This window comes from Hydrogenophaga palleronii, assembly GCF_031457455.1.
Lineage (GTDB): Bacteria > Pseudomonadota > Gammaproteobacteria > Burkholderiales > Burkholderiaceae_C > Hydrogenophaga > Hydrogenophaga palleronii_A.
In genome coordinates, this window is the sequence record NZ_JAVDWU010000011.1 from 94,725 (window position 1) to 117,194 (window position 22,470).

The 22,470-nt window shown below is 64.2% G+C and carries 20 protein-coding genes; 10 read left to right on the plus strand and 10 right to left on the minus strand.

What is annotated here, in order from left to right:
• Positions 1 to 3: 3 nt before the first annotated feature.
• The 5 genes from J2W49_RS21695 (at position 4) to J2W49_RS21715 (ending at position 3,506) form a co-directional block, all read left to right on the plus strand.
• The gene (locus J2W49_RS21695; protein WP_310321050.1) at positions 4 to 1,005 is read left to right on the plus strand and encodes an Ldh family oxidoreductase; all 1,002 of its coding nucleotides are present in this window, start codon (positions 4 to 6) and stop codon (positions 1,003 to 1,005) included.
• A gap of 134 nt (positions 1,006 to 1,139) precedes the next feature.
• Positions 1,140 to 1,790, plus strand: a complete 651-nt coding sequence (locus tag J2W49_RS21700) for a LysE family transporter (RefSeq protein ID WP_310321052.1) — start codon at positions 1,140 to 1,142, stop codon at positions 1,788 to 1,790.
• A 195-nt stretch (positions 1,791 to 1,985) separates the two neighbouring features.
• Positions 1,986 to 2,537, plus strand: a complete 552-nt coding sequence (locus J2W49_RS21705) for a YbaK/EbsC family protein (protein ID WP_310321054.1) — start codon at positions 1,986 to 1,988, stop codon at positions 2,535 to 2,537.
• Positions 2,530 to 2,781, plus strand: a complete 252-nt coding sequence (locus tag J2W49_RS21710) for a DUF1289 domain-containing protein (protein WP_310321056.1) — start codon at positions 2,530 to 2,532, stop codon at positions 2,779 to 2,781. Before J2W49_RS21705 ends, J2W49_RS21710 begins: the two co-directional genes overlap by 8 nt.
• A 50-nt stretch (positions 2,782 to 2,831) precedes the next feature.
• Positions 2,832 to 3,506 (plus strand): 2-hydroxychromene-2-carboxylate isomerase, encoded by a 675-nt coding sequence (locus J2W49_RS21715; RefSeq protein WP_310321332.1) that lies wholly within the window; start codon positions 2,832 to 2,834, stop codon positions 3,504 to 3,506.
• A gap of 476 nt (positions 3,507 to 3,982) precedes the next feature.
• Here J2W49_RS21715 and ehuA read toward each other — a convergent pair whose 3' ends face one another.
• The 9 genes from ehuA to J2W49_RS21760 all read right to left on the minus strand — a co-directional run bounded on the left by ehuA (position 3,983) and on the right by J2W49_RS21760 (position 12,157).
• Entirely contained in the window at positions 3,983 to 4,810 is an 828-nt protein-coding gene (gene ehuA / locus J2W49_RS21720) for an ectoine/hydroxyectoine ABC transporter ATP-binding protein EhuA (protein ID WP_310321059.1), read from the minus strand.
• Positions 4,807 to 5,484: an ectoine/hydroxyectoine ABC transporter permease subunit EhuD gene (gene ehuD, locus J2W49_RS21725; protein ID WP_310321061.1), complete on the minus strand. Its 678-nt coding sequence runs from the start codon at positions 5,482 to 5,484 to the stop codon at positions 4,807 to 4,809. Before ehuD ends, ehuA begins: the two co-directional genes overlap by 4 nt.
• A gap of 130 nt (positions 5,485 to 5,614) precedes the next feature.
• Entirely contained in the window at positions 5,615 to 6,244 is a 630-nt protein-coding gene (gene ehuC / locus J2W49_RS21730; protein WP_310321334.1) for an ectoine/hydroxyectoine ABC transporter permease subunit EhuC, read from the minus strand.
• Between the two features lie 271 nt (positions 6,245 to 6,515).
• Positions 6,516 to 7,373: an ectoine/hydroxyectoine ABC transporter substrate-binding protein EhuB gene (gene ehuB, locus J2W49_RS21735; protein WP_310321063.1), complete on the minus strand. Its 858-nt coding sequence runs from the start codon at positions 7,371 to 7,373 to the stop codon at positions 6,516 to 6,518.
• A 21-nt stretch (positions 7,374 to 7,394) separates the two neighbouring features.
• Positions 7,395 to 8,318, minus strand: coding sequence for an ectoine hydroxylase (gene thpD / locus J2W49_RS21740; RefSeq protein ID WP_310321065.1), 924 nt, complete (start codon positions 8,316 to 8,318; stop codon positions 7,395 to 7,397).
• A gap of 23 nt (positions 8,319 to 8,341) precedes the next feature.
• Positions 8,342 to 8,731 (minus strand): ectoine synthase, encoded by a 390-nt coding sequence (locus J2W49_RS21745; RefSeq protein ID WP_310321067.1) that lies wholly within the window; start codon positions 8,729 to 8,731, stop codon positions 8,342 to 8,344.
• Between the two features lie 38 nt (positions 8,732 to 8,769).
• On the minus strand, positions 8,770 to 10,035 hold the full coding sequence (gene ectB / locus J2W49_RS21750) for a diaminobutyrate--2-oxoglutarate transaminase (protein WP_310321068.1): 1,266 nt from the start codon (positions 10,033 to 10,035) through the stop codon (positions 8,770 to 8,772).
• An 82-nt stretch (positions 10,036 to 10,117) separates the two neighbouring features.
• Entirely contained in the window at positions 10,118 to 10,657 is a 540-nt protein-coding gene (gene ectA, locus J2W49_RS21755; protein WP_310321070.1) for a diaminobutyrate acetyltransferase, read from the minus strand.
• 429 nt (positions 10,658 to 11,086) lie between these two features.
• Complete coding sequence (locus J2W49_RS21760) at positions 11,087 to 12,157, minus strand: substrate-binding domain-containing protein (protein WP_310321072.1); 1,071 nt, start codon at positions 12,155 to 12,157, stop codon at positions 11,087 to 11,089.
• A 103-nt stretch (positions 12,158 to 12,260) separates the two neighbouring features.
• Between J2W49_RS21760 and J2W49_RS21765 the strand changes: the two genes are divergently transcribed.
• The 5 genes from J2W49_RS21765 to J2W49_RS21785 all read left to right on the plus strand — a co-directional run bounded on the left by J2W49_RS21765 (position 12,261) and on the right by J2W49_RS21785 (position 21,003).
• Complete coding sequence (locus J2W49_RS21765; protein ID WP_310321074.1) at positions 12,261 to 14,036, plus strand: NAD(P)H-dependent oxidoreductase subunit E; 1,776 nt, start codon at positions 12,261 to 12,263, stop codon at positions 14,034 to 14,036.
• Entirely contained in the window at positions 14,033 to 16,873 is a 2,841-nt protein-coding gene (gene fdhF, locus J2W49_RS21770; RefSeq protein WP_310321075.1) for a formate dehydrogenase subunit alpha, read from the plus strand. Before J2W49_RS21765 ends, fdhF begins: the two co-directional genes overlap by 4 nt.
• A gap of 96 nt (positions 16,874 to 16,969) precedes the next feature.
• Positions 16,970 to 17,410 carry a universal stress protein gene (locus tag J2W49_RS21775; RefSeq protein WP_310321078.1) on the plus strand — a complete coding sequence of 147 codons (441 nt, stop codon included), beginning with the start codon at positions 16,970 to 16,972 and terminating at the stop codon, positions 17,408 to 17,410.
• Between the two features lie 135 nt (positions 17,411 to 17,545).
• Complete coding sequence (locus tag J2W49_RS21780; protein ID WP_310321080.1) at positions 17,546 to 19,537, plus strand: DUF1800 family protein; 1,992 nt, start codon at positions 17,546 to 17,548, stop codon at positions 19,535 to 19,537.
• 8 nt (positions 19,538 to 19,545) lie between these two features.
• Positions 19,546 to 21,003, plus strand: a complete 1,458-nt coding sequence (locus J2W49_RS21785) for a DUF1501 domain-containing protein (protein WP_310321081.1) — start codon at positions 19,546 to 19,548, stop codon at positions 21,001 to 21,003.
• 250 nt (positions 21,004 to 21,253) lie between these two features.
• Here J2W49_RS21785 and J2W49_RS21790 read toward each other — a convergent pair whose 3' ends face one another.
• Positions 21,254 to 22,387, minus strand: coding sequence for an ABC transporter substrate-binding protein (locus J2W49_RS21790; protein ID WP_310321084.1), 1,134 nt, complete (start codon positions 22,385 to 22,387; stop codon positions 21,254 to 21,256).
• Between the last annotated feature and the right edge of the window lie 83 nt (positions 22,388 to 22,470).

The following is a 22,470-nucleotide window of genomic DNA, read 5'->3' on the forward strand; positions in this document are numbered from 1 at the left end:
GTTGTGACCCACATCACTCCCAACGAGTTGCTCGAACTCGCGCAGCGGGCCCTGGCCAATTCAGGCGCCAACCCGGACATGGCCCTGAAGACCGCGACCGCGCTGGTCGATGCCGACATGCAGGGGCTCGCTTCGCACGGCGTGGCTCGCGTGCCCACCTATGCCGCTCATCTTCGCAATGGTCGGGCCGATGGCAACGCCGCACCAGTGGTGGTGCGCCGCAGCGGTGCCGTGTTGCTGGTGGATGCCGGCACGGGCCTGGCCTACCCGGCCTGCCACCTGGCCGTGCAGCAAGGCATGGAGCTCGCGCGGCAGCAGGGCGTGGCGTTCGCGGCGGTGGGCAACAGCCACCACTTTGGCGCGGCGGTGTACCACCTGCAACCTGCGGCCGAGGCAGGCCTGGTCGGCATCGCGATGGGCAACGCCCCGGCAGCCATGCCCGCCTGGGGCGGCAAGCGGCCCATGTTCGGCACCAACCCCATTGCGGCTGCGTTTCCGCGAGACGGTCACGCCCCGTTGCTGATCGACCTTTCGCTCTCGGTCGTGGCGCGCGGCAAACTGGTGGTGGCGGCGCGTGAAGGCAAGCCCATTCCGCTGGGCTGGGCGCTGGACGCCGAAGGACAGCCCACGACCGATCCGGTGGCCGGGCTGGCCGGCTCCATGGTGCCGGCCGGCGGTGTGAAGGGAACGTTGCTGTCGCTGATGGTGGACCTGCTGGTGGGCACACTCACGGGTTCGCATTTCGGCTTTGAGGCGGACTCCCTGCTAGAAGAAGAGGGTGGCGTGCCCCGTGTGGGTCAGGTGTTCCTGTTCATTGACCCGGCGGCGCTGGCCGGGCGTGACACCTATGCTGGGCGGATCGAAAGCCTGGTCGAGGCCATGCTGCAGGACGAAGGCGTCCGCCTGCCGGGTGATCAGCGCCCGGCGCGCCGACTGGCCGCCGAGCGCGATGGCCTGGAAGTGCCGGATGCTCTGTTGCAGAAGTTGATGCGACTCGCGGGCTGACCAGTCGGGATTCATCCACTCGCCTTGAGGTGTGGCGGGTGCACCGCCAAGCAAACGAGCCAGGCTGGTGGCATCATCACTGGCTGTTCTCCATTTCTTTCTCCTTCTCTATCTCTGCTTGTTTCGGGTGATTCATGGAACTGCACGTCTGGCTTGCCTTTTTCGCCGCCTCCTGGGTGATTGCCATTTCTCCCGGCTCTGGTGCGGTGCTGTCCATGAGCCATGGGCTCACTTACGGCGTGCGCCAGACCAGCGCCACCATCGTTGGCCTGCAACTGGGCCTGGCGGTGATTTTGCTGGTGGCCGGGGTGGGGGTGGGCGCGCTGCTGCTGGCGTCTGCTACCGCGTTCACCGTGGTCAAGGTGCTGGGGGCGGCCTACCTGATCTGGCTGGGCGTGCAGCAGTGGCGCGCACCCGTGACGATGGCGTCCTCGTCGGCCGGGACAACCGCGGGCGCAGTGGGTGAGCCCGGCCTGCCTTCGGTGCGGCGGCGCATCGCCCTGGGTTTCTTCACCAACGTGACCAACCCCAAGGGCATCGTGTTCATGGTGGCCGTGCTGCCCCAGTTCATCGACCCCACGCGCGCGCTCTGGCTGCAACTGCTGATCTTGCTGGTGACGTCGGTCGGGGTCGACCTGCTGGTCATGCATGGCTACGCTTTCCTGGCGTCGCGTGCCCAGCGCTGGCTGGCTTCTGCACGCGCCCGGCGCGCACAGAACCGCGTGTTCGGTGGCGTGCTGCTGGCCATGGGGGCCAGCCTGCTGATGGTCAAGAGGGTGGCATAGGAACTCCCCCCTGCGCCGCTGATGCGGCTTCCCCCCTCTCTGGCGCGCCTTCGGCGCTTGGAGGGGGGGACGGCATCTTGGGCCGGCGGAGCCGTCCCTTGATGCCCCTTGACCAAGGCATTTCGCTCCGGATGGCTTGTGTACTTTTCTCTTCTGGACTGCATGTAAAGCGCCATGCGACTACCATCCTTAGCCATGTCTGAAGCAACCGTTCCTGAATCATCATCCGCCCTGGCTTGGCCAGCGCCCGTTCGACGCGTGGTCGACACGTTGGCTCGTCTGGGTCACCCGCACAACCCCGTCATGCTCGACGACGCCGCACGCACCGCGCAGCAAGCGGCCGATGCGCTGGGGGTGGCGCTGGGGCAGATTGCCAAGAGCATCATCTTTCGTCGCAAGTCTGACGACGTGGCCGTGCTGGTGGTCACTTCTGGCGATCTGCGTGTGGATGAAAAGAAGGTGCAAGCCCTGGTGTGCGCCGATGGGGGCAAGCTCGGTCGTGCCGATGCAGAGTTCGTGAAGGCCCGCACGGGTTTTTCCATCGGGGGCGTGTCGCCGGTGGCGCATTCCTTGCCGCCGGTCACGCTGATTGACAAAGAGCTGTTCCGGTTTGATACCGTCTGGGCGGCGGCCGGGCACCCGCATGCGGTGTTCCGCCTGAGTCCGGATGAGCTTGTGGTCTTGACCGGTGCGCCGGTGTGCGATGTGACCGTGGCCGCTGCTGCACAGGAACTTCCCCATGGGTGAGCCAGCGGTCAACCTGCGCGCAGCGCGCGTGCGTCATGGCGCTCTGGGCGTACCGTCGCCTTGCCTCTCGGTCTGCCGCATGGATCGCGCCCGTGCGGTCTGTGAAGGTTGCTGTCGCAGCATCGAAGAAATCGCCGCCTGGAGCCGCATGGCCGACGCCGACAAGCTCGTGGTCTGGGAACGCATTGAAGCACGCCAGCGGGAAGCAGCACCCGTATCGACACCACCCGAGCCGCTTGCATGACCCACTCACAGACTTCTGTTGCCGCCGGGTTGCCTTCAGAGGCGGCGCGGCTGCACGACATCGCCTTCTACTTTGACCCCATTTCGCCCTACGCCTACCTGGCGTTCGAGCGACTACCGGAAACACTCATGGGGTTGAGCGTGCGGGTGCGGTACAAACCCGTGCTGTTCGCCGGCTTGCTCAAGGCCCATGGCCAGCGCGGCCCAGCCGAAATCGTGCCGAAGCGCGACTGGACCTACCGTCACGTGGGCTGGCTGGCGCAGCACCACGGACTGCCGTTGGACTTGCCAGCGACACACCCTTTCAACCCGTTAACACTGCTTCGAATGGCGCTGGCCTGCACAACCAGTGATGCGCCGGGCGAGTGCAACCGCTATGTGGCCGAACAGGTGTTTCACCACGTCTGGCGTGGCGGTCAGGACCCCAACGAACCCGCACGCCTGGCTGCGCTGGAAGCGCTGCTGCAAGACCACATGCGGCAGCGCCAGAAACCCTGGCTCGCCCCCGACAGTGAAGAAGTCAAGCAGCGTCTGCGCAGCAACACCGAAGAGGCGCTCGCGCTCGGCCTGTTCGGCGTGCCCGCCATTGTGGTCAATGGGCGCGTCTTCTGGGGTCTGGATGGCCTGCCGATGTTGCGCGACTACCTCGATGATGGCGCCTGGTTCACAAGCGGCGCCTGGGAGGCAGCTGCTGCGTTGCCGGTGGGTGTGCAGCGGCAGCGTTGAGCAGCAGAGATTGTTGACGCTGCGGGCGGCGCGGACGGCTTCTCTCTGCATTCACTTTTCTCTACGGAAGCTTGGCTTGGCCGGGTCTCGCCCCGGCGGGCGACCTACCTTTCTTTGCTTCGCCGAAGAAACGTAGGCCCCAGAAAGGCGAGCCGAAGTCCGGGCCTCTACGGGGTTCCTTGCGCTGCTCGCGTCGAGGGGGGCGGGCTGAACTCGCCTTCGGCTCAGACAACGCCCGCCCTGATCCGCTCGACGCTGCGCGGCTCAGCCCGGCCACACGGCGAAGAGGGGGATCGGGATCGGACTCCCCTCAGGCGAACGTGCCTTCGCTCTTTGAGGGGACTGCATGCTTCCAGCCTGAAGTGTCCCTTATCCAGAGATACCGTCGGGCCGGCTTTGCCGGACGACTGGTATCGCCCTCTTGAGGGGGGATGCGGCTACACGCAGTGAGCAAGCGACGGGGGTGGGCACAATTTCTACACGGCGTCCATCACTGCCCGCAAGAACTGTTGCGTGCGAGCCTCCTGTGGGTTTTCGTAGAACGACTTCGCTGGTCCCTGTTCGGCGATGCGGCCCTGGTCGAAGAAGCACACGCGGTCGGCGAACTCGCGGGCGAAGCCCATCTGGTGGGTGACCATCAACATGGTCAGGTTGTGTTCGCTGCCCAGGGTACGGATCACGCTGAGCACTTCGCCACACAGCTCGGGGTCGAGGGCCGATGTGACTTCGTCGAAGAGCATCACCTTGGGGCGCACCGCCAGGGCGCGTGCGATCGCCACGCGCTGCTGCTGCCCGCCGGAGAGCTGCGCAGGGTAGTGGTCGAGCTTGTCACCCAGCCCCACCATGTTCAGCAGTTCGCCAGCGCGTTCGCGCGCTTCGTCGGTGCTCAGGCCCAGCACGGTCACCGGGGCTTCCATGCAGTTCTTTAGCGCCGTCATGTGGGGAAACAGGTTGAAGTGCTGGAACACCATGCCGATGTGTCCGCGCATGCGCCGCAGGTGCTGCGCGTTCGCGCGCACCAGCCGGTCGCCTTGTTGCATGTGGGTCAGGGGTTCGCCGCCGACGCGGATCACGCCATCGTCGATGCTCTCCAGCGTCATCAGCATGCGCAGCACCGTGGTCTTTCCCGAGCCTGATGGGCCGATGATGGCGACCTTTTCATTCGCCGCCACCGAGAGGTCGAGTCGATCAAGCACGGTGAGATCGCCGTAGCGCTTGGTCACGGCGTCGAACACCACCATGGGAGCAGCATCCACTGGCGCGTCTGATGAGGGCAGGTCGATGTGCGTGGTGGTCGTGGTCATGTGCGTCTCCCTGCGCGTTGTTTGAGTCGCTGTTCCACCCGGCGGATCAGCGCCGCAGACACCAGGCTGAAGACCAGAAAGAACAGGCCCACCAAGGTGATGGGTTCGGTGTATTGAAAACTCTCGGAACCCAGGATCTTGGCGGTCTGCATCAGCTCCAGCACGGCAATGACGGACAGCAGCGGTGTTTCCTTGAACAGCGCCACCAGATAGTTGCCCAGGGCCGGCACGATCGGTGGAATGGCCTGCGGCAGGATCACGTCCTTGAATGTGGTGAGGGGCGAAAGGTTGAGTGCCAGCGAGGCTTCCCACTGCCCCTTGGGCACGTTCTCCAGCCCGGCCCGGTACACCTCTGAACAGTAGGCGCCGTAGTGCAGGCCCAGCGCCAACACGCCGGCCGGCATGGCGTCAATCGTGAGACCGAATTCGGGCATCACGTAGTAAAGGAAAAAGATCTGGATCAGCAGCGGTGTGGACCGCACAAACTCCACCACCCCTGCCACCGCCAGCCGAAGCCACGCCGGCCCGGCCATGCGACCCACTGAAAACACCAGCCCCAGCACCAGCGCCAACACAAAGCCCATCAACGTGGCCTGCAAGGTCACCACCGAAGCCTCGGCAAGAATCGGCAGGATCTCCCAGGCATACGCCCAGTCCCAGATTTGTGTGTTCATGTCAAATGCGCCGCGAGTGAAGGCGCCGAATCCAGGGGCACCGAAGATCCGGCTCCGCTGGTCCAAGGTGCCGCCCCCCTCCCGCCGCAGGCCAGAGAGAGGGGGGTGACGCGAAGCGGCGCGGGGGGTGTCATCTTTTCACTCGGCGTTCTAGCGCCCGAGTACCCACCGTGATCAGCACCGACAACGCCAGGTACATCAGCAGCACGAGGCTGAACACCTCCACCGTGCGCAAGGTGTTCTGGTTCACCTGCTGGGCTTTGAAGGTGAGGTCGGACAGCGTGATCAGCGACACCAGCGAGGTGGCCTTGAGCAGCTCGATCAGCAGATTGCCCCACGGAGGGATCATGGCCACAAACGCCTGCGGCAGCACAATGCGGCGCAGCGCCTGGGTGTGCGTCATGTTCAGCGCCTGCGCCGCCTCCCACTGGCCTTTCGCCACGCCACCGATGGCGCCACGCACCACCTCGGCCCCATACGCGCCCACGTTGAGGCCCAGCGCGACAATGCCCACCGTCATCGGGTTGAGCGTGATACCGAAGTGCGGCAACACGAAGAACAACCAGAACAGCTGGACCAGCGCCGATGTACCGCGAAAGGTTTCGATGTAAGCCACGGCCAGCCAGCGCAATGGCCGTGGCGCATGCAGCTTGGCCAGCCCGGCCAGCAGCGCCATCACCATCGCCAGCAACGAACCACCCAGTGCGACCAGCACGGTGACGCGGACGCCGCGCAGCAACTCAGGCAACAGCTCACCCATCGCAGTGAAGCTGGCCACATGCAATCCCGCCGCGAACGCGACGATGGCGGTGACCAAGAGCAAGGGCAGCGATCGGAACATGTCAGTGGGGCGCAGAGCCATCAGTCAGCCGCGCAGCGGGGAGCGCCACGCCCTCTCCGGAGCAAGTGCCCCCATTCAAGGGCACCCGTGGAACCGGCTTCGCCGGGCCACAGGGTGCGTCCCCCCTCCAAGCGCCGCAGGCGCGCCAGAGAGGGGGGAAGCCGCGAAGCGGCGCAGGGGGAAGTCAGAATCACTCCCCGGCGCAATGCTGCTCAGCCGTCTTCTCAGGCAGGTTCGATTCGTCGAAACCGTACTGCTTCACCATGGCCAGGTGTTCCGGGGTGCCAATGAACTTGGCCAGTTCGGCATTCACCGCGTCGCGCAGGGTGGTGTCCTCCGGGCGGAAGCCGAACGAGCCTTCACCCTTGTAGATCTTGCCGTTGTGGGTAAACGTGAAGGGTTTGGCGCGCTCGATGCCCTCGTCCTTGTTGGCCAGGTCCAGCGCCGTCAAAGATGTGAAGGCGGCAGCCGAAGCGCGGCCGGACTTCACGTTGGCTACTGCTGCAGCGAAGTCGGGCACCGTCACTTCCTGGTCGCGCTTCATGCCGGCCAGTCGAGCGTGCTCGATCTCGGCGGTGCCTGCCACGAAAGCGATCTTGGCACCCTTGTCCACCGCGTCCTGGTAGGTGCTGATGCCATCGGGATTGCCGGTCTTGACCACCAGCGCCTCGCCAATGCCGTAGGTGGGGTTGGCGAAGATGATCTGCTTGCAGCGTGCGGGAGTGATGTACATCGAGGCCACGATGGCATCAAAGCGGCCAGCGCGCAGGCCCGGAATCAGTGAGCCCCATTCGGTCAGCACACCGTCGACCTCCTTGATGCCCAACTGCTTCATGACATGACGGAACACCGTGGGCGATTCGCCGGTGAGCTGGCCCGAGGCGGTGGCGTACGAATACGGGGCTTCGTTGGCGAAGCCCACGCGGATGTAGCCTTGCTCACGCAGCTTCTCCAGCGTGGTCTGGGCGCTGGCCAGACTGGTGGAGAGCAGGGCGGTGGCGCCCAGCAGGGTCAGGATCGTGCGGCGGATGTGGAATCGTGTGGACATGGGTTTCTCCAGAAGTTGCGGTCAACGGGCTTCGGGCAGGCCGGCGGGCGTGAAGTCAATGCGCTCGGCAATGAAGTTCGGGCGTGGCGCCAGACCGCAGAACGGGTCCACCGGGGTGTTGTGCACGCTGTTGTAGACCACGAAGACGTTGCTGCGCGGCAGCGGCGTGATGTTGGAGTTCGAGCCGTGCATGATGTTGCACTCGAAGAACGTGACCGACCCCGCCAGGCCGGTGGGCGCGGTGATGCCAAAGTCGTTCACCAGTTGCGTCAGACTGTCGTCGTCGGGAACGCCCACTTCCTGGCTCTTCAGGGACTTCTTGTAGTGGTTGTCGGGCGTTTCGCCAACGCAGGCCACGAAGCGCTGGTGCGAACCAGGGATGATCATCAGCGGACCGTTGTGCGGCGTGTTGGGCGTGAGGCTGATGGAGCAGCTCACCATGCGCATGGCGGGTACGCCGTCTTCCACGTGCCAGGTTTCGAAGTCGGAGTGCCAATAGAACTCCTTGCCCCGGAACCCGCCCTTGTAGTTGATGCGCGACTGGTGGATGTACACCTCGCTGCCAAGCAACTGACGGGCAATCGCCACCACCTTGGGGTGGTTGCACAGGCGGCGCATCACCTCGCTGCTTTGGTGCACCGCGAAGATGGAGCGCAATTCGCGGCTGCCGGGTTCGATCACGGCTTCGTCGGTGTCTTTCAGGGCTTCATCGCTGCGCAGGCGCTGCAGTTCTGCCAGGCACTCGGTGATCTCGGCGTCGCTGAGCAGTTCGTCGAAGGTGAGGTGGCCGTTGTCTTCATAGAAGTGCAGCTGGTGGGCATTCAGCGGGCCGTCGTCGGCGCTGCCGTGCACCACCGGGTCCTTGCGTGGCGTGACCTGCGCTTGTGGGGCGACGCGGGAAGGGTAGCGGTCCTCGACCGATGTGGCTTGTGAAGCGTTGCTCATGGGGTTCCTCCTTCTTCGTGCGCTCAGTCGGCGAGCGCGTAGGCGCCGGTGGCGTCGTGCACTTCGCGGCCAGTGAGCGGCGGGTTGAACACGCAGACCATGCGCATATGAGTGCCCTTGTTGGCACGCAGGATGTGACGGTCGTGGTTGTTGAGGGCGTAGATGGTGCCGACGCGGATGTCGTGCGTCTGGCCGGTGGCCAGGTCGGTGATCTCGCCCGCGCCTTCGATGCAATACACCGTTTCCAGGTGGTTGCGGTATTCCATCTCCAGCTCGGCACCGGGCTTGATGACGGTGTCGTTGACCGAATAGCCCATGCCGGCGTCCTTGTAGATGAGCCGACGGCTGGTCCAGCCTTCGGTGTCGACGTCGGCAGGGGTGCCCAGAATGTCATCGAGGTGTTTGACGATCATGTGTGTTTCCTTTGTTCTTGGTGTCGGGTCGAGCGGGTTCAGGCGGCCTTGCGCATGCCCTGGCTCATGACCGCGCGCAGGCTGGTTTCAATGATGTCGAGGCCGTGCAGCAGCTCGTCTTCCTTGATGGTCAGGCTGGGCAGCAGCTTGAGCACCTGGTCGTCGATGCCAGCGGTCTCAATGACCAGACCGCGTTCGAAACAGGCCTGCGAGATGCGCGAAGCCAGCCCCGCGTCGGCGAACTCCACACCCTGGATCAGGCCTCGGCCGCGCACCGTGCCGTCAGCGCCTTGCTTGCGAAGCATCTGGGCCAGACGTTCCTGCACGATGACGCTCTTTTGCTCCACGGCTTCCTGCAGCAGGCTGTTGCGCCAGTAGCTCAGCGCGGCGGTGGCGGTGACAAATGACGGGCAGTGACCGCGGAAGGTACCGTTGTGTTCGCCCGGTGCCCACTGGTCCAGCTCCGGCTTGATCAGCACCAGTGCCAGCGGCAGGCCGTAGCCGGAGAGCGATTTGGACAGGGTGATGATGTCGGGCACGATGCCGGCTTCTTCGAAGCTGAAGAAGTGCCCGGTGCGGCCGCAACCCACCTGGATGTCGTCGACGATGAGCACGATGCCATGGCGTTGCGTCATCTCGCGCAGGCGGCGGATCCACGCGGTGCTGGCCACGTTCACGCCACCTTCGGCCTGCACGGTTTCCAGGATCACGGCGGCGGGCAGGTCCATGCCACTGCCGTTGTCCACCAGCATGGATTCGAAATAGTCGAGCGTGTCGGTGTCGGCTCCCATGTAGCCATCAAACGGCATGGAGGCTGCGTTGCCCAGGGGCACGCCGGCACCGGCACGTTTGAAGCCATTGCCGGTGACCGACAGCGAGCCCAGCGTCATGCCGTGAAAGGCGTTGGTGAAGCCCACCACCTGCTCGCGGCCGGTGACCTTGCGCGCCAGTTTGAGCGCGGCTTCCACGGCATTGGTGCCAGTGGGGCCAGGGAACTGGAATTTGTAGGACAGGCCGCGCGGCTGCAGGATCACTTCGTGGAAGTTCTTGATGAAGGCTTCCTTGGCTTCGCTGTACATGTCCAGCGTATGGGTGATGCCGTCGCGCATCAGGTAGGCCATCAGGGCCTGCTTGATCTTGTCGGGGTTGTGGCCGTAGTTGAGCACGCCAGCACCACTGAAGAAGTCGAGGTGGCGACGACCCTGGGTGTCGGTCATCCACGCACCCTTGGCGGATGCAAACACGGCGGGGAAGTTGCGGCAATAACCGCGCACTTCGGATTCGTGTTTTTCAAAGATGTTCATGGGAGTCCTTTCGTCGTTGCAAAAGCGGATGTGCCGCGGTGATGTGCGTGGCCATGGGCCGCGCGGCGACACGCAAAAAAAATCAGTCGGCGCGCGAAGGCGTGCCGCGCGCAAGAGGACCGATGCGGTACAGCGGTTCCGCAGGGTGGTCGTGCGCGAAGTGTTCGGCTGTGAAGTGCGGGCGCACCTCGCAACCGGTTTGAAGCTCGGCGGCCAGTCGTTTGAACAAGGCCTGCGAGGCGGTGTTGTCGTCAGCCACCGTGGCGGTGACCCATTGGCAGTGGGTGTTGGCTGGCAGGGAAAGCCAGGCCATCAGCATCTGCAAGCCAAGACCTTTGCCCTGGTGCTTCGGCAGCAGACCCACCTGCCACACGAAGGCGGTGGCGGGTTCGCGCGGTGGGTGGTAGCCGATCACCATGCCGACCGCCTGCCCGTCGAGTTCCGCGATCAGACAGGTATCGCCGAAGTCGGTGGCCAGCAGCAGGTAGAAGTATTGGGAGTTGAGTTCGAGCGTGCCGGCTGCTTGAACCAGCCGCCACAGCGTGGCGCCATCGGCCGGGCGCGCAGATCGAAAAACGAGGGGAAAGGAAGGGGTGAGCGTGGTCGAGCCTGAGAGGGTCATGCCATGGGTTGTTTGTGGTGAAGACACGCTGCGACGCTGCGCATTCGTGGCTTCTGGCGAACCGGATCAGTCACGCCCGTCAGGGCAATGAAACGAGCCGGTCGGCCCCGGTAAGGGACCTACAAAAGAACTCAAGCGACCTCTTGGCCGTTGAACGAAACAGACTTTTTCCTTTCCCGCGAAGCGGAGGCGTGGGTCTGTGGACCCAGGGCAGTGTTCACCGCCTGGTCCTTTTTTAGTCTAAACGCATACGTAGCGAGATGCAACCCGAGGTGTGCAATTGCGCTTCGCTGTGAGCACACGCAATGGGCTCAAAGCCTTGTGTTGACAGGCGTTGCGCGGCATGACCACCCATCGATTTTTTATCTGCTGGTCTACCGCTGTGCCAATCGAATGGCCGTTCACCCATCATCCGCCTCCCTCGATACCTCAGGTCAGGAAAGCATCTTCAATGCTCAGGATGTCGCCTGTGCGGGCGGCTTCGTAGCCCTTGAGCGCAGCCACTTTGGAACGAAAGGCAGGTGACTGCAACACCGAGAGAATGGGCTTGAATTCCTTGCGTTGCAAAGCATCCGCGGGCATGACAAAGAAGTAGCGTTCCTTGAGCAGGGGAATGAAATGCAAGCCGAAACGGTGGGCCGCCGTCTGCACGCCGATGCCCGCATCGGCCATGCCGCTGGCCACGTAGGCCGCGACCGCTGCGTGCGTGAGTTCGGTGTTGTCGTAGCCGACCACGTGGTGCGATGCAATGCCTTGTTGCTGAAGCAGCAGATCCGTCAACACGCGCGTGCCAGAGCCTTCCGGGCGATTCACGAAGCGAAGGCCTGGCCGAACCAGGTCTGCCAGACCGCGCAGCTTGAGTGGATTGCCCGCGGCAACGAACAGGCCCTGTGTGCGAACCGCCAGATGCAACAGCCGATGCGTATCGGGCTTCAACCAGCGCAGGTAGCGCTGCGCCGCTGCGGCTTCGAAGGGACCCAGCGGCACGTGAAAGCCCGCCAGATCGCAGTCGCCTTGCGCCAGAGCGGCCACAGCCTCCAGGCTGTTGCGGTAGCGCAATTCGAACGGCACCTTGCGCTCGCTCAGCTGTTCGCGCAAGGTGGCCACCGCAAAGCCGTGGCTGGCGTGCAACCGGGGCACGGACCGTTGCCTGCGCTGCACGCGGCCCAGTTCGCCTTCAATTTCCGACGCCAGCGACTCCAGCAAGGGTTGCAGGCGGGCCCCGATCCTCGCGTCCGCCCAGATGAGCGTCTGTCCCAGTTCGGTCAACGACGAACCCTGGCCCCGCCCGCGTGTGAGCAGGGCTTGGCCGAACTGTTGTTCGGCCTGGCGAACCAGGCCCCAGGCATGCCGGTAGGACAGACCCAGTTCTCTGCCGGCCTGCGCGATGCTGCCGGATTCCTTGACGGCAGCAAGCAGTTGCAGCAGCGTGTTGGCAGGCAAGGCCTTGCCGTCGTCATGACCTATCTGCCAGCCGGGTTGCAGGGTGATGCGCAGCATGGGGATGAACCTGATGCAGGTGTGCCATCGGCATGTTGGCGCCGGGCTTATTTATGAACAGAAGAACATATTAAAACCCATGGCCCGGTGCTACGCTGCGGCCATGAAAACGACTTCTCCCGCGATGAGCCCCACCGCCAAGCCCCGCGTGATCCCCATTCAAACCGTGGCCGAAGCTGCCCGCCAACGGCCGCGCTCCACGCCCAAAGGGCGGCAGGTCGATCCAGCCGCCAGCCTGCGTGTGGCCGCCCTCTGTGAAGGACTGGCGCCGCGCGCCGATTTGCTCATCGAACACCTGCACCGGCTGCAGGACGCAGAAGGGGCCTTGCGCCACGGGCATCTGGCGGCGCTGGCAGAACGCCTGCGCCTGAGCCAGGTCGAGGTGTTCGAGGTGGCGAGCTTCTACCACCACTTCGATGTGGTGGACGATGCCGCCCATGTGCCGACCCGCGTGGTGCGCGTGTGCACCAGTCTGTCATGTTCCATGGCGGGCTCGCAGTCACTGCTGAAGGATCTGAAAGACCGCCTGGGCAGCGATGCCAGCGTGCGGGTCGAGGCGGTGCCCTGCATCGGCCAGTGCCATCGCGCACCTGCCGCTTGCGTTGGTCAGCGACAGTTGCCAGAGGCCACGGAACAATCAGTGCTCGATTTGCTGAAAGCGGGGGACACCGGGCCGCGCGAGGTGTTGACGCCTGCGCCGGTTCTTGTTCCCGCGTTGCTGCAGTTCACCCGCCTTCTGGAAGGCGCCCTGACGGCCGACCAGGTACTGGCCGAACTCAAGTCCTCTGGTCTGCGTGGCCTGGGCGGCGCCGGCTTCCCGGCATGGCGCAAGTGGGAGACCGTGCGCGCGCAACCCGGACCACGTCACATGGTGGTCAACATCGACGAAGGCGAGGTGGGCACTTTCAAGGATTGGCAGGTGCTGACCACGGGTGCTGCGCAAGTGCTGGAGGGTATGCTGATTGCGGCCCACGTGACGGGTGTCGAGCGCATCTGGCTCTATCTGCGCGACGAATACCATGATGCGCGCGTGCTGCTGCAGCGCGAACTCGATGCGTTGGCGCTGGCCCTGAGCAGCCTGGCCAATCAGCACCCTGGTTTCACGCCACCAGAAATTGAACTGCGGCGCGGTGCCGGGGCCTATATCTGCGGCGAGGAATCGGCGCTGATCGAGTCGGTGGAGGGCAAGCGCGGCCTGCCGCGACTGAAGCCGCCCATCGTGGCCATGCACGGCGTGTTCGGCCGGCCCACCTTGGCCCACAACCTGGAAACCCTGTGGTGGCTGCCGGAGATTCTGCACAAGGGCGGCGAATGGCTGGCAGGGCAGGGCCTGCGCGGGCGCAGTGGCTTGCGACGCTTTTCCGTGTCGGGACGGGTGAAGAAGCCAGGGGTGCATCTGGCGCCGGCGGGCATCACCTTGCGTGAACTGGTGGACGAGCACGCCGGGGGCATGCTGGAGGGTCATGACCTCTACGCCTACCTGCCGGGTGGCGCTTCGGGCGGCATTCTGCCCGCCGCGTTGGCCGATGTGCCGCTCGATTTCGACACCCTGGTTGAACACGGTTGTTTCATCGGATCGATGGCCGTGGTGGTGATGAGCCAGCACGACAGCGCGCGCGACGCCGCGCTGAACCTGATGCAGTTTTTTGAACACGAATCGTGTGGCCAGTGCACGCCCTGCCGCTCGGGCACCACGAAGTCGGTGCAACTGATGCAGGCACCGGTGTGGGACAGTGAACGGCTGGGCGAGTTGTCCCAGGTGATGCGCGATGCCTCCATCTGCGGATTGGGGCAGGCAGCGCCCAATCCGGTGGATTCGGTGTTGCGCTTTTTTGCGCACGAGGTGGATGGCACATTGAAGGCTGGGGTGACGGTATGAACATCAAGGATTTGCCCCAGGACATGGCGCCCATTTCCTTCACGCTGAACGGCGCGGCGGTGGATGCCGCGCCGGGCGAGAGCCTGCTCAAGGTGGCGCAGCGCGTGGGCGTGGCCATTCCACACCTGTGCCACCAGGACGGCTTGCGCAGCCCCGGCAATTGCCGCGCCTGCGTCGTCGAGATCGAAGGCGAGCGCGTGTTGGCACCTTCGTGTTGCCGGGCACCCGCGCCGGGTATGGTGGTGCAGTCGGCATCGCCGCGCGCCACCCAGGCGAGAAGAACCGTGCTGGAGTTGCTGATCAGTGACGCTCCCGAAACGCAGGTGCTCAAGCACGACAGCGAACTGGCTCAATGGGCCCATGCCGTCGAAGCCCGGCCCGACCGGTTCCCACTGCGCGCTGCGTCAGCGCAAGACGCCAGTCATCCCGCCATGATGGTGAACCTGTCCGCCTGCATCCAGTGCACACGCTGCATCCGCGCCTGCCGCGAAACCCAGGGCAACGATGTGCTGGGCCTGGCGTTCAGGGGAGGGCATGCCCAGATCGTGTTCGACCAGAACGATCCCATGGGCCAGAGCACTTGCGTGGCCTGTGGTGAATGTGTGCAGGCATGCCCCACAGGGGCCATCGCGCCTGCGAACGGCGCATACGCCAATGTCTCGCAGAAGCAGGTGGACTCTGTCTGCCCCTTCTGCGGTGTGGGTTGCCAGATGACCTACCACGTCTCGGACGATCGCATCCAGCATGTCGAAGGCAAGGCTGGTCCCGCCAATGAAGGGCGCCTGTGCGTCAAGGGGCGTTTCGGTTTTGATTACGCCCACAGCCCGGAGCGGCTCACGCGCCCGTTGATCCGACGTGCTGGCGTGCCAAAGCTCGCCGCAGATGTGCGGCAGCGACTCACGCCGGAGCAGATTCGCGAGCAGTTCCGCGAAGCCACCTGGGACGAGGCACTGGACGCTGCAGCGGCCGGGTTCAGTCAGGCCATGGCCAGTACCTCGGCTCGCGGCCGCCTGGGTCCGGTGGCCGGCTTCGGGTCGGCCAAGGGCACCAACGAAGAGGCCTACCTGTTCCAGAAGCTGATCCGCACCGCGTTTGGCACCCACAACGTGGACCATTGCACCCGGCTGTGCCATGCCTCCAGCGTGGCCGCGCTGATGGAAGGGCTGGGCTCGGCCGTGGTCACCAACCCGCTGCGCGACGTGGAGCACGCCGACTTTGTGCTGATCATCGGTGCCAATCCGGCGCAAAACCACCCGGTGGGCGCCACCTGGATCAAGAACGCGGTGAAGCGCGGCACCCGCCTCGTCATGGCCGATCCGCGCCGCACAGAATTGGCACGGCATGCCTGGAAACACCTGGGCTTCAAGGCCGGCACCGACGTGGCCCTACTCAACGCCCTGCTGCACACCATCGTGTTTGAAGGCCTGGCCGACACGGCCTACATCGACAAGCACACGCTGGACTACGCCCAGCTCAAGGCCCATGTGGCCGATTTCAGCCCCGAGGCCATGGCGCCCGTCTGCGGCATCGACGCCGCCACCCTGCGCGAAGTGGCCCGCGCCTACGCCACGGCCGGCAACAGCATGATCCTCTGGGGCATGGGCATCAGCCAGCACACCCACGGCACCGACAACGCGCGCTGCCTCATCGCGCTCTCGCTGATCACCGGTCATATCGGCCGGCCCGGTACTGGTCTGCATCCCTTGCGCGGCCAGAACAACGTGCAGGGCGCCAGCGACGCCGGCCTCATTCCCATGGTGTTGCCCGACTACCAGCGCGTGTCCGAGCCCGCAGTGCGGGAGAAGGCCGAGCAGCTCTGGGGCGTGCCGCCGGGCACGCTGGGCAGCGAGCCGGGATTGACCGTGGTGGAGATCATTGACGCCGCGTTCGATGGCCAGATCCGCGCCATGCTGATCCAGGGCGAAAACCCCGCCATGAGCGACCCCGACGCCAACCACGCCCGCGAGGCCCTGGCCCGGCTGGACCACTTGGTTGTGCAGGACATCTTCCTGACAGAGACCGCCGGCCTGGCCGATGTGATCCTTCCAGCCACTGCCTGGCCCGAGAAGACCGGCAGCGTGACCAACACCGACCGCTGCGTGCAACTGGGCCGCAAGGCCGTGCCGGCACCAGGCGATGCGCGGGCAGACGCCTGGATCACCGAGCAACTGGCGCGTCGGCTCGGACTCGCCTGGACCTACGACATCGCCGCCGACGGCACGGCTTCGGCCGGCGCCGGGCGAGGGATCGGGGCCGTGTTCGAAGAAATGCGCAGCCTCATGCCCAGCATCGCCGGCCTGTCCTGGTCGCGCCTGCAACGGGAAGGCGCGGTCACCTACCCGGTGGCTGACGAAAACGATCCTGGCCATTCCGTGGTGTTCACCGATGGTTTTCCCACCGCCACGGGACGCGCACGGTTGGTGGCGGCTGCGCTCACGCCACCAGACGAATTGCCCGACAGCGATTACCCGATGGTGCTGATCACCGGCCGCCAGCTCGAGCACTGGCACACCGGCAGCATGACGCGTCGCAGCACCGTGCTCGACGCGGTGGAACCCGGACCGGTGCTCAGCCTGCACCCCGACACCGCTGCCAGGCTGGATTTGCAGGCGGGCGATCTGGCACAGGTGCGTTCGCGTCGGGGCGAGGTGCGGCTGGCGGTGCGGCTGGACAGCGGCATGCCTGCCAACACCGCCTTCATTCCGTTTGCCTATGCGGAAGCGGCGGCCAACCTGCTGACGAATCCTGCCCTGGACCCGGTGGGCAAGATTGCCGAGCTCAAGTACTGTGCGGTGCGTGTAGACCGGGCGGGCGTGCTTGACCTGGCGCAACCCTGAACCGGTTGGACTGCGCTAGGATGGAATCCGGTTCGGGCGGAGTGGTCGCTTCCGCGATCGCCCCCCGGTTCCTGCAACGACCAGAGGAGATGGACCATGTTCAAGAAAATTCTCGTTCCCACCGACGGATCCGGCTTGGCAGCCAAGGCAGTTGAAACGGCCGTGCAGCTGGCCAAGACGCAGTCTGCACACGTGGTGGGTGTCTATGTCATCGATCCGTTCCCCTACATCGGCATTGGCGACGCTTCTGCCGTGGGTCTGCAGGCTTACCTGACCGAAGCCAAGAGCGCAGCCACGCGCGCGCTGGATGGCCTGAGCAAGGTGTGCGCGGCGTCTGGCGTACCGTTCTCCGGTGACACCATCGAGCGCAACGTGGTGTACGAAGGCATTCTGGAAACCGCCGAAGCCGAAGGCTGCGATCTGATCGTGATGGGGTCTCATGGGCGCCAGGGCGTCAAGGCCTTGATTCTGGGCAGCGTGGCCCAGAAGGTATTGACGCACGCAAAAGTTCCCGTGTTGGTGGTCAAGGAGCGGTAAATTTGTGGAAAAAGACCGCCTTTGATCATTGAAAAGGCGCCTTTAATCCCCGCAATGTGGGGTTAAGTAACAGATTCCCGGGTTTGTAACTTTTATTTACGTTTGAGCGGGGGCTCAGGACTAAATTCCGCGTCCATGAGCCCTCTACCCACACCCCACCCCCACGTCTCCTTGAGGGCCGTGCTGCGCAAATTTCTGTTTTCATTGTGGATGGGCGGCATCTTGTCGCTGGCCGCATGTGGCGGGAATGACGGCGCGGACGCTGAACCGAAAGCGCTGGCAGACAGCTCGGAAAGCCAGGTGGCGCTCGCGGTGGAGGTGGGTCCGGTCCCGGAAGCCATCCCCGACATCGAAGACACGGAAGGTGATCTGATCGACTATGCCGGGTCCGAGTCCGATGACCAGGAAGTGGCGGAGAAGAGCGCAGAAGCGGGCACAGAAAGAACCGTCTCCGGTGTGAGTGCGCTGTTACTCACCGAACCTGCTGCGGCAACCAGTGGCGCCAAGTCCACCGGTGGCAATATCCGGGCCCTTGCCACGACCCAGAGCGATGCGGTTCGCCTGGCTCACCAGGCCACGTTCGGACCATCTGAGGCGCTGGTCAAAAACATCCGGAAGCAGGGGGCAGCCAGATGGATCTCTTCGCAGATGAAGCTCAACTCCTCTACCTACACCACGGGGGGGTCTGGCGCGATTCACAAACACACGAACCGGAACAGGGACTTCTGCAGTACCCGGAACAACAATTGCTGGCGCGACTGGTACTCGACCACGCCGCTGGTGTGGGACTTCTACCGCAATGCCACGACCAAGCCCGACCAGTTGCGTCAGCGTGTGGCCTTGGCGTTGCAGCAGATCGTGGTGGTTTCCAACCTCGAAGTGTCTGGCACCTACGGGTTCAAGTACTACAACAACACGCTGTTGAAGCAGGCGTTCGGCAACTACCGTGAAGTGCTTCGAAAGGTGATCCTTTCGCCAGTGATGGGTGACTACCTGAACAACGCCAACAACGACAGAAACGAACCCAATGAAAACTTCGCACGCGAACTGCTGCAGCTGTTTTCCGTGGGCACCTGCAACCTCAATGCTGATGGCACGCTGGCAGGGGGTGTCTGCACCCCGACCTACGACAACGAAATTGTGCGGTCGTATGCCTATGCCTTGACGGGGTGGACGTATCCGCGCGGGGGCAAGTCACCTTGGGGCTGCGGGTCTGGTGGTACCAACTGCCGCTATTACCAGGGCGATATGGTGCCGGTGGCTGCTCGCCATAACACCCAGGCATTGACGTTGCTCTCCGGCCAGTTGCTCGCTGAGGGGCACAGCGCGCAACAAGCCCTGGATGCTGTCCTCAACAGCCTGATGGCGCACCCCAACACGGCACCGTTCGTCAGCCGTCAACTCATTCAGCATCTGGTCACCAGCAATCCTAGCCCTGCCTACGTGACCAATGTGGCCAACGCCTTCACCACCGGACGATTCGGTGCCTTCGGAACGGGCCGGCCCGGTGACATGAAGGCTGTGGTGGCGGCCATCCTGCTTGATCCAGAGGCCCGCACCGAAACACCAGCCAACACAGCAGGCCGCCTGCGCGAGCCGGTGCAATTGTTCACAGGCGCGATCCGGGCGCTGAACGGCCGCACCGACGGTGACGCGCTGAGCTGGGGGTGGGGTGAAGAGCTGCGTCAACATGTGTTCCGCTCTCCTTCGGTGTTCAACTTCTACCCGCCCGACTACCCCGTGCCCGGCACCTCGCTCGTGGGCCCAGCCTTTGGCATCCACAATGCCAACGCCGCCCTGCAACGCATGAACTACCTCAACTACCTGGTGTTCTGGGGTGGCTCGCAGAAGGCGAAGGGCGTGCCCAGGGGCATAGGCACTTTTGCCAGGCTCCAGGCGTTCACCGCCGACGCCACCGACCCCGCGCGACTGGTGGACCGCCTGGCACTGCTGAACTTGGGCGAGGTGCTGCCTGAGACCGAACGCACAGCAGTGATCAACGCGGTAACCGCGTTCAGTATTCCGACGTCGGGCACCCGGCAGCAGATTGCCGACGCCAAAACCAACCGTGTTCGTCAGGCCGCCTTCCTCGTGCTGGCTTCGCCCCAATACCAACTGATTCGCTGAGGATGGTCATGAACGACAACAAGATGCTCGATGGCCTGCTGATGAATCGCCGCCGCTGGATGCAACGTTCTGGCGCCACGCTGGCTGGCGCGCTGGGCGCTACCAGCCTTTCGGCCCTGATGCCTGCCACCGCACACGCACAGGCGGGTGGCTATAGAGCCCTGGTCTGCCTGTTCCTTTACGGCGGGAACGATGGTTTCAATATGGTGGTCCCCAGGGATGCCTCCCGACATGCCCAGTACGCAGGTGTGCGGGGAACGCGCCTCACGCTCCCACGTTCCAGTCTGATGGAAATGGGTGCTGACTACGGCCTTCACCCGGCGATGAGCGCCTTGGCGCCGGTATGGGCCGACAACGGTCTGGCGCCGGTGTTCAATGTGGGTCCATTGGCTGTGCCCCTGACCAAGGCCCAGTACCGCAGCCGGACCCGTCCACAGCCAGAGAACCTCTTTTCCCATTCCGACCAGCAACTGCTCTGGGAGGCTGGGGGGCCGAGCGTGATCAGCCGCACTGGCTGGGGTGGGCGTGCTGCCGCCACGATCAGTGGCAATGGACAACCCGTGATTTCGGTCGGTGGCAACGGTCGATTTGGCCTTTCGGCATTGGAAGTGCCCCTGGTGCTGCCCGGGCCCGGGGGAACCTTTGGCGTGCAGGGGCTGACAGGCACTTGGACGCCCACCGTTGCGAGACGGAGCGCCTTGAATGCCCTGTATGCGGCGTCACACACGAACGTGATGCTCAACAGCTTTGCCGCGCAACAGCGGGGCGCTTTCGACATGGCCGAGAACCTTGGGTCATTGGTTGCCGTCCAGCCGGACTCGTCGAACGGCACGGCCGTCGTGCCTGGACTGGCCCTGATCAACGCCGCATTCCAGCCGATCACCTCCGGAAACCGCATCAACACAGGCCTTGGTCGACAGCTCTACCAGATTGCCAAACTGGTGGCCGCACGTGACACCGTGCAGGGCAACCGGAAGATATTTTTCGCCCAGCAAGGTGGCTACGACACGCATGGCGATCAGGTGGGCGCATCGGCAGAGGTGGGCCAGCATGCCAATTTGCTCAAGCAGCTGGCCGATGCCATGGCCTGCTTCTACAACGCCATGCAGGCCATCGGCATGGGCAACAGCGTGACGCTGTTCACCCAGAGTGATTTTGGCCGGACCTTCAAGCCGAACAACAGCAGCGGCACCGACCACGCCTGGGGTAACAACCAGCTTGTGATGGGCGGCGCCGTCAATGGTGGCGCGACCTACGGTGCGTACCCCGAGCTGGTGCTGGGTGGCCCGGACGATGTGGGGCAGCACGCGTGGGAGCTGCATGGCCGCTGGATCCCGACCAGCAGTGTTGACCAGTACGCCGCCACCTTGCTGCGCTGGTTCGGTGCGAGCGAGGGGCAGCTCAATACCGTGCTGCCGAACCTGAGCAATTTCACCAATCGGAACCTGGGCTTCATGTCCGTGTGATTTTGCGGATGTGGTGCGTTCGACCAGCTTTGGTCGCCGCGCTGCGCAACCCAGGAGGCATGAAGCAGGCCAACCCAACGGGCACCGCTGGGCCGGCTTTGCCGGGCGGCCAGTGCGCCTTGCAGGCCGCAGTCCCGCCAAAAGCGAGGCTTCTTCGGGCTGTCCAAGCCTGCGCAGGCAGGCTTGGAGCCGCAGCCCTCAGCCCCTCGAGGGGTGACGAGAAGCGGCGCGGGGGTGTTTCACTTCACCTTCAGCGCCTGAATTTACCGTCGGCGTCAATAATCGACAGGTCGGAAAAGTCCAGCCCGGTGTGGTTGGTGGGACTGTAGCTCAGCTTCAATCCACCCATGTCGTAATCCTTGATGCTTTCCAGGGCATTGCGCAGTGCAACGGGCGTCGGGTTCGGGCCAGCCCTGCGCAGACCCTCCGTGAGGACCTTGGCCGCAGCGTAGCCTTCCATCATGGCAGGCGACACGCCTTCCATGCCCGCTGCCTTGGCCAGTTCCTGTGCCTCCTTGATCAGGGCATAAGACACGGAGCGCTCGTTGGGAAACACCTGGGTCACGATCACGCCTCGCGCATGGTCGCCCAGGAGCTTGATGAAGCCCTCGGAGGCATTGTTCGACAGCGTCACCGCCTGGGCACGGGAACCGGCTGCCCGGATGGCTTTCACCGCGTTGGCCGTGTTGCCGGCCGAGCCGATCACCATGACCGCCTGCGCGCCGCTCTTGGCAACTTGTGTGGCAAGTCCCGTGAAGTCCGGCTTGTCACGGGGAAACTTCTCCAGAAGCAAAGGCTTCTGCCCCACCGCTTCAAAACCCTTGAGCGCGCCTGCTGCCGAGTCAGCACCAAACGAATCGTCGGTCTGTAGCACGGCGATGCGTGTGATGCCGGTCGTGGCCAGGTGTTCGATGGCTTTGGCCGCCTCGCGCTGGTAGGTGGCGCGCACGTTGAACACCCAGGGGTTTACCGGTTCGTGCAGCGCCATGGCGCCGGTGCTGGGTCCCACCAGCGGCACCTTGAATTCCGCCAGCAGCGGCAAAAGCGCTTGCGAATGCGGCGTGCCTCGGTTCAGGAACAATGCCAGCACTTTCTGGTTGGTGATGAGGTCGCGTGCCACCTCCACCGTGACCGTTGGGTCGAACTTGTCATCCACCGAAATGAGTTCGATCTTCTGCCCGTTGACCCCACCCCGGGCGTTGACGGCGTCGATGTAGAGCTTGGCGCCTTCGGTGTTTTCCTTGACGCCAGCGGCCACGGACCCGGTGAAGCCAGACGGCTGTCCTATGCGCAACTGCGCCCACGCCGGCGATGTGGCGCCCAAAAGAACTGATGCACCAAGGGTGATCACGAGGGCAGTCGGGCGCAAAAGCCGCTTGTACATGAATGTGTCTCCTGTTTGCTGAAAGTTTAGGCAGCCCGATCCCACGATAAATTGTGGATATGACGTAGGGGCAAACCCGGGCG

Bases quoted from the DNA above. Each gene is read 5' to 3' on its own strand.
- ehuD (WP_310321061.1), bottom strand. From the start codon at position 5,484: ATGAACACACAAATCTGGGACTGGGCGTATGCCTGGGAGATCCTGCCG.
- J2W49_RS21705 (WP_310321054.1), top strand. From the start codon at position 1,986: ATGTCTGAAGCAACCGTTCCTGAATCATCATCCGCCCTGGCTTGGCCA.
- ehuA (WP_310321059.1), bottom strand. From the start codon at position 4,810: ATGACCACGACCACCACGCACATCGACCTGCCCTCATCAGACGCGCCA.
- J2W49_RS21765 (WP_310321074.1), top strand. From the start codon at position 12,261: ATGAAAACGACTTCTCCCGCGATGAGCCCCACCGCCAAGCCCCGCGTG.
- J2W49_RS21785 (WP_310321081.1), top strand. From the start codon at position 19,546: ATGAACGACAACAAGATGCTCGATGGCCTGCTGATGAATCGCCGCCGC.
- ehuC (WP_310321334.1), bottom strand. From the start codon at position 6,244: ATGGGTGAGCTGTTGCCTGAGTTGCTGCGCGGCGTCCGCGTCACCGTG.
- J2W49_RS21700 (WP_310321052.1), top strand. From the start codon at position 1,140: ATGGAACTGCACGTCTGGCTTGCCTTTTTCGCCGCCTCCTGGGTGATT.
- thpD (WP_310321065.1), bottom strand. From the start codon at position 8,318: ATGAGCAACGCTTCACAAGCCACATCGGTCGAGGACCGCTACCCTTCC.
- J2W49_RS21790 (WP_310321084.1), bottom strand. From the start codon at position 22,387: ATGTACAAGCGGCTTTTGCGCCCGACTGCCCTCGTGATCACCCTTGGT.
- J2W49_RS21780 (WP_310321080.1), top strand. From the start codon at position 17,546: ATGAGCCCTCTACCCACACCCCACCCCCACGTCTCCTTGAGGGCCGTG.
- J2W49_RS21710 (WP_310321056.1), top strand. From the start codon at position 2,530: ATGGGTGAGCCAGCGGTCAACCTGCGCGCAGCGCGCGTGCGTCATGGC.
- J2W49_RS21760 (WP_310321072.1), bottom strand. From the start codon at position 12,157: ATGCTGCGCATCACCCTGCAACCCGGCTGGCAGATAGGTCATGACGAC.
- fdhF (WP_310321075.1), top strand. From the start codon at position 14,033: ATGAACATCAAGGATTTGCCCCAGGACATGGCGCCCATTTCCTTCACG.
- ehuB (WP_310321063.1), bottom strand. From the start codon at position 7,373: ATGTCCACACGATTCCACATCCGCCGCACGATCCTGACCCTGCTGGGC.
- ectA (WP_310321070.1), bottom strand. From the start codon at position 10,657: ATGACCCTCTCAGGCTCGACCACGCTCACCCCTTCCTTTCCCCTCGTT.
- J2W49_RS21745 (WP_310321067.1), bottom strand. From the start codon at position 8,731: ATGATCGTCAAACACCTCGATGACATTCTGGGCACCCCTGCCGACGTC.
- ectB (WP_310321068.1), bottom strand. From the start codon at position 10,035: ATGAACATCTTTGAAAAACACGAATCCGAAGTGCGCGGTTATTGCCGC.
- J2W49_RS21775 (WP_310321078.1), top strand. From the start codon at position 16,970: ATGTTCAAGAAAATTCTCGTTCCCACCGACGGATCCGGCTTGGCAGCC.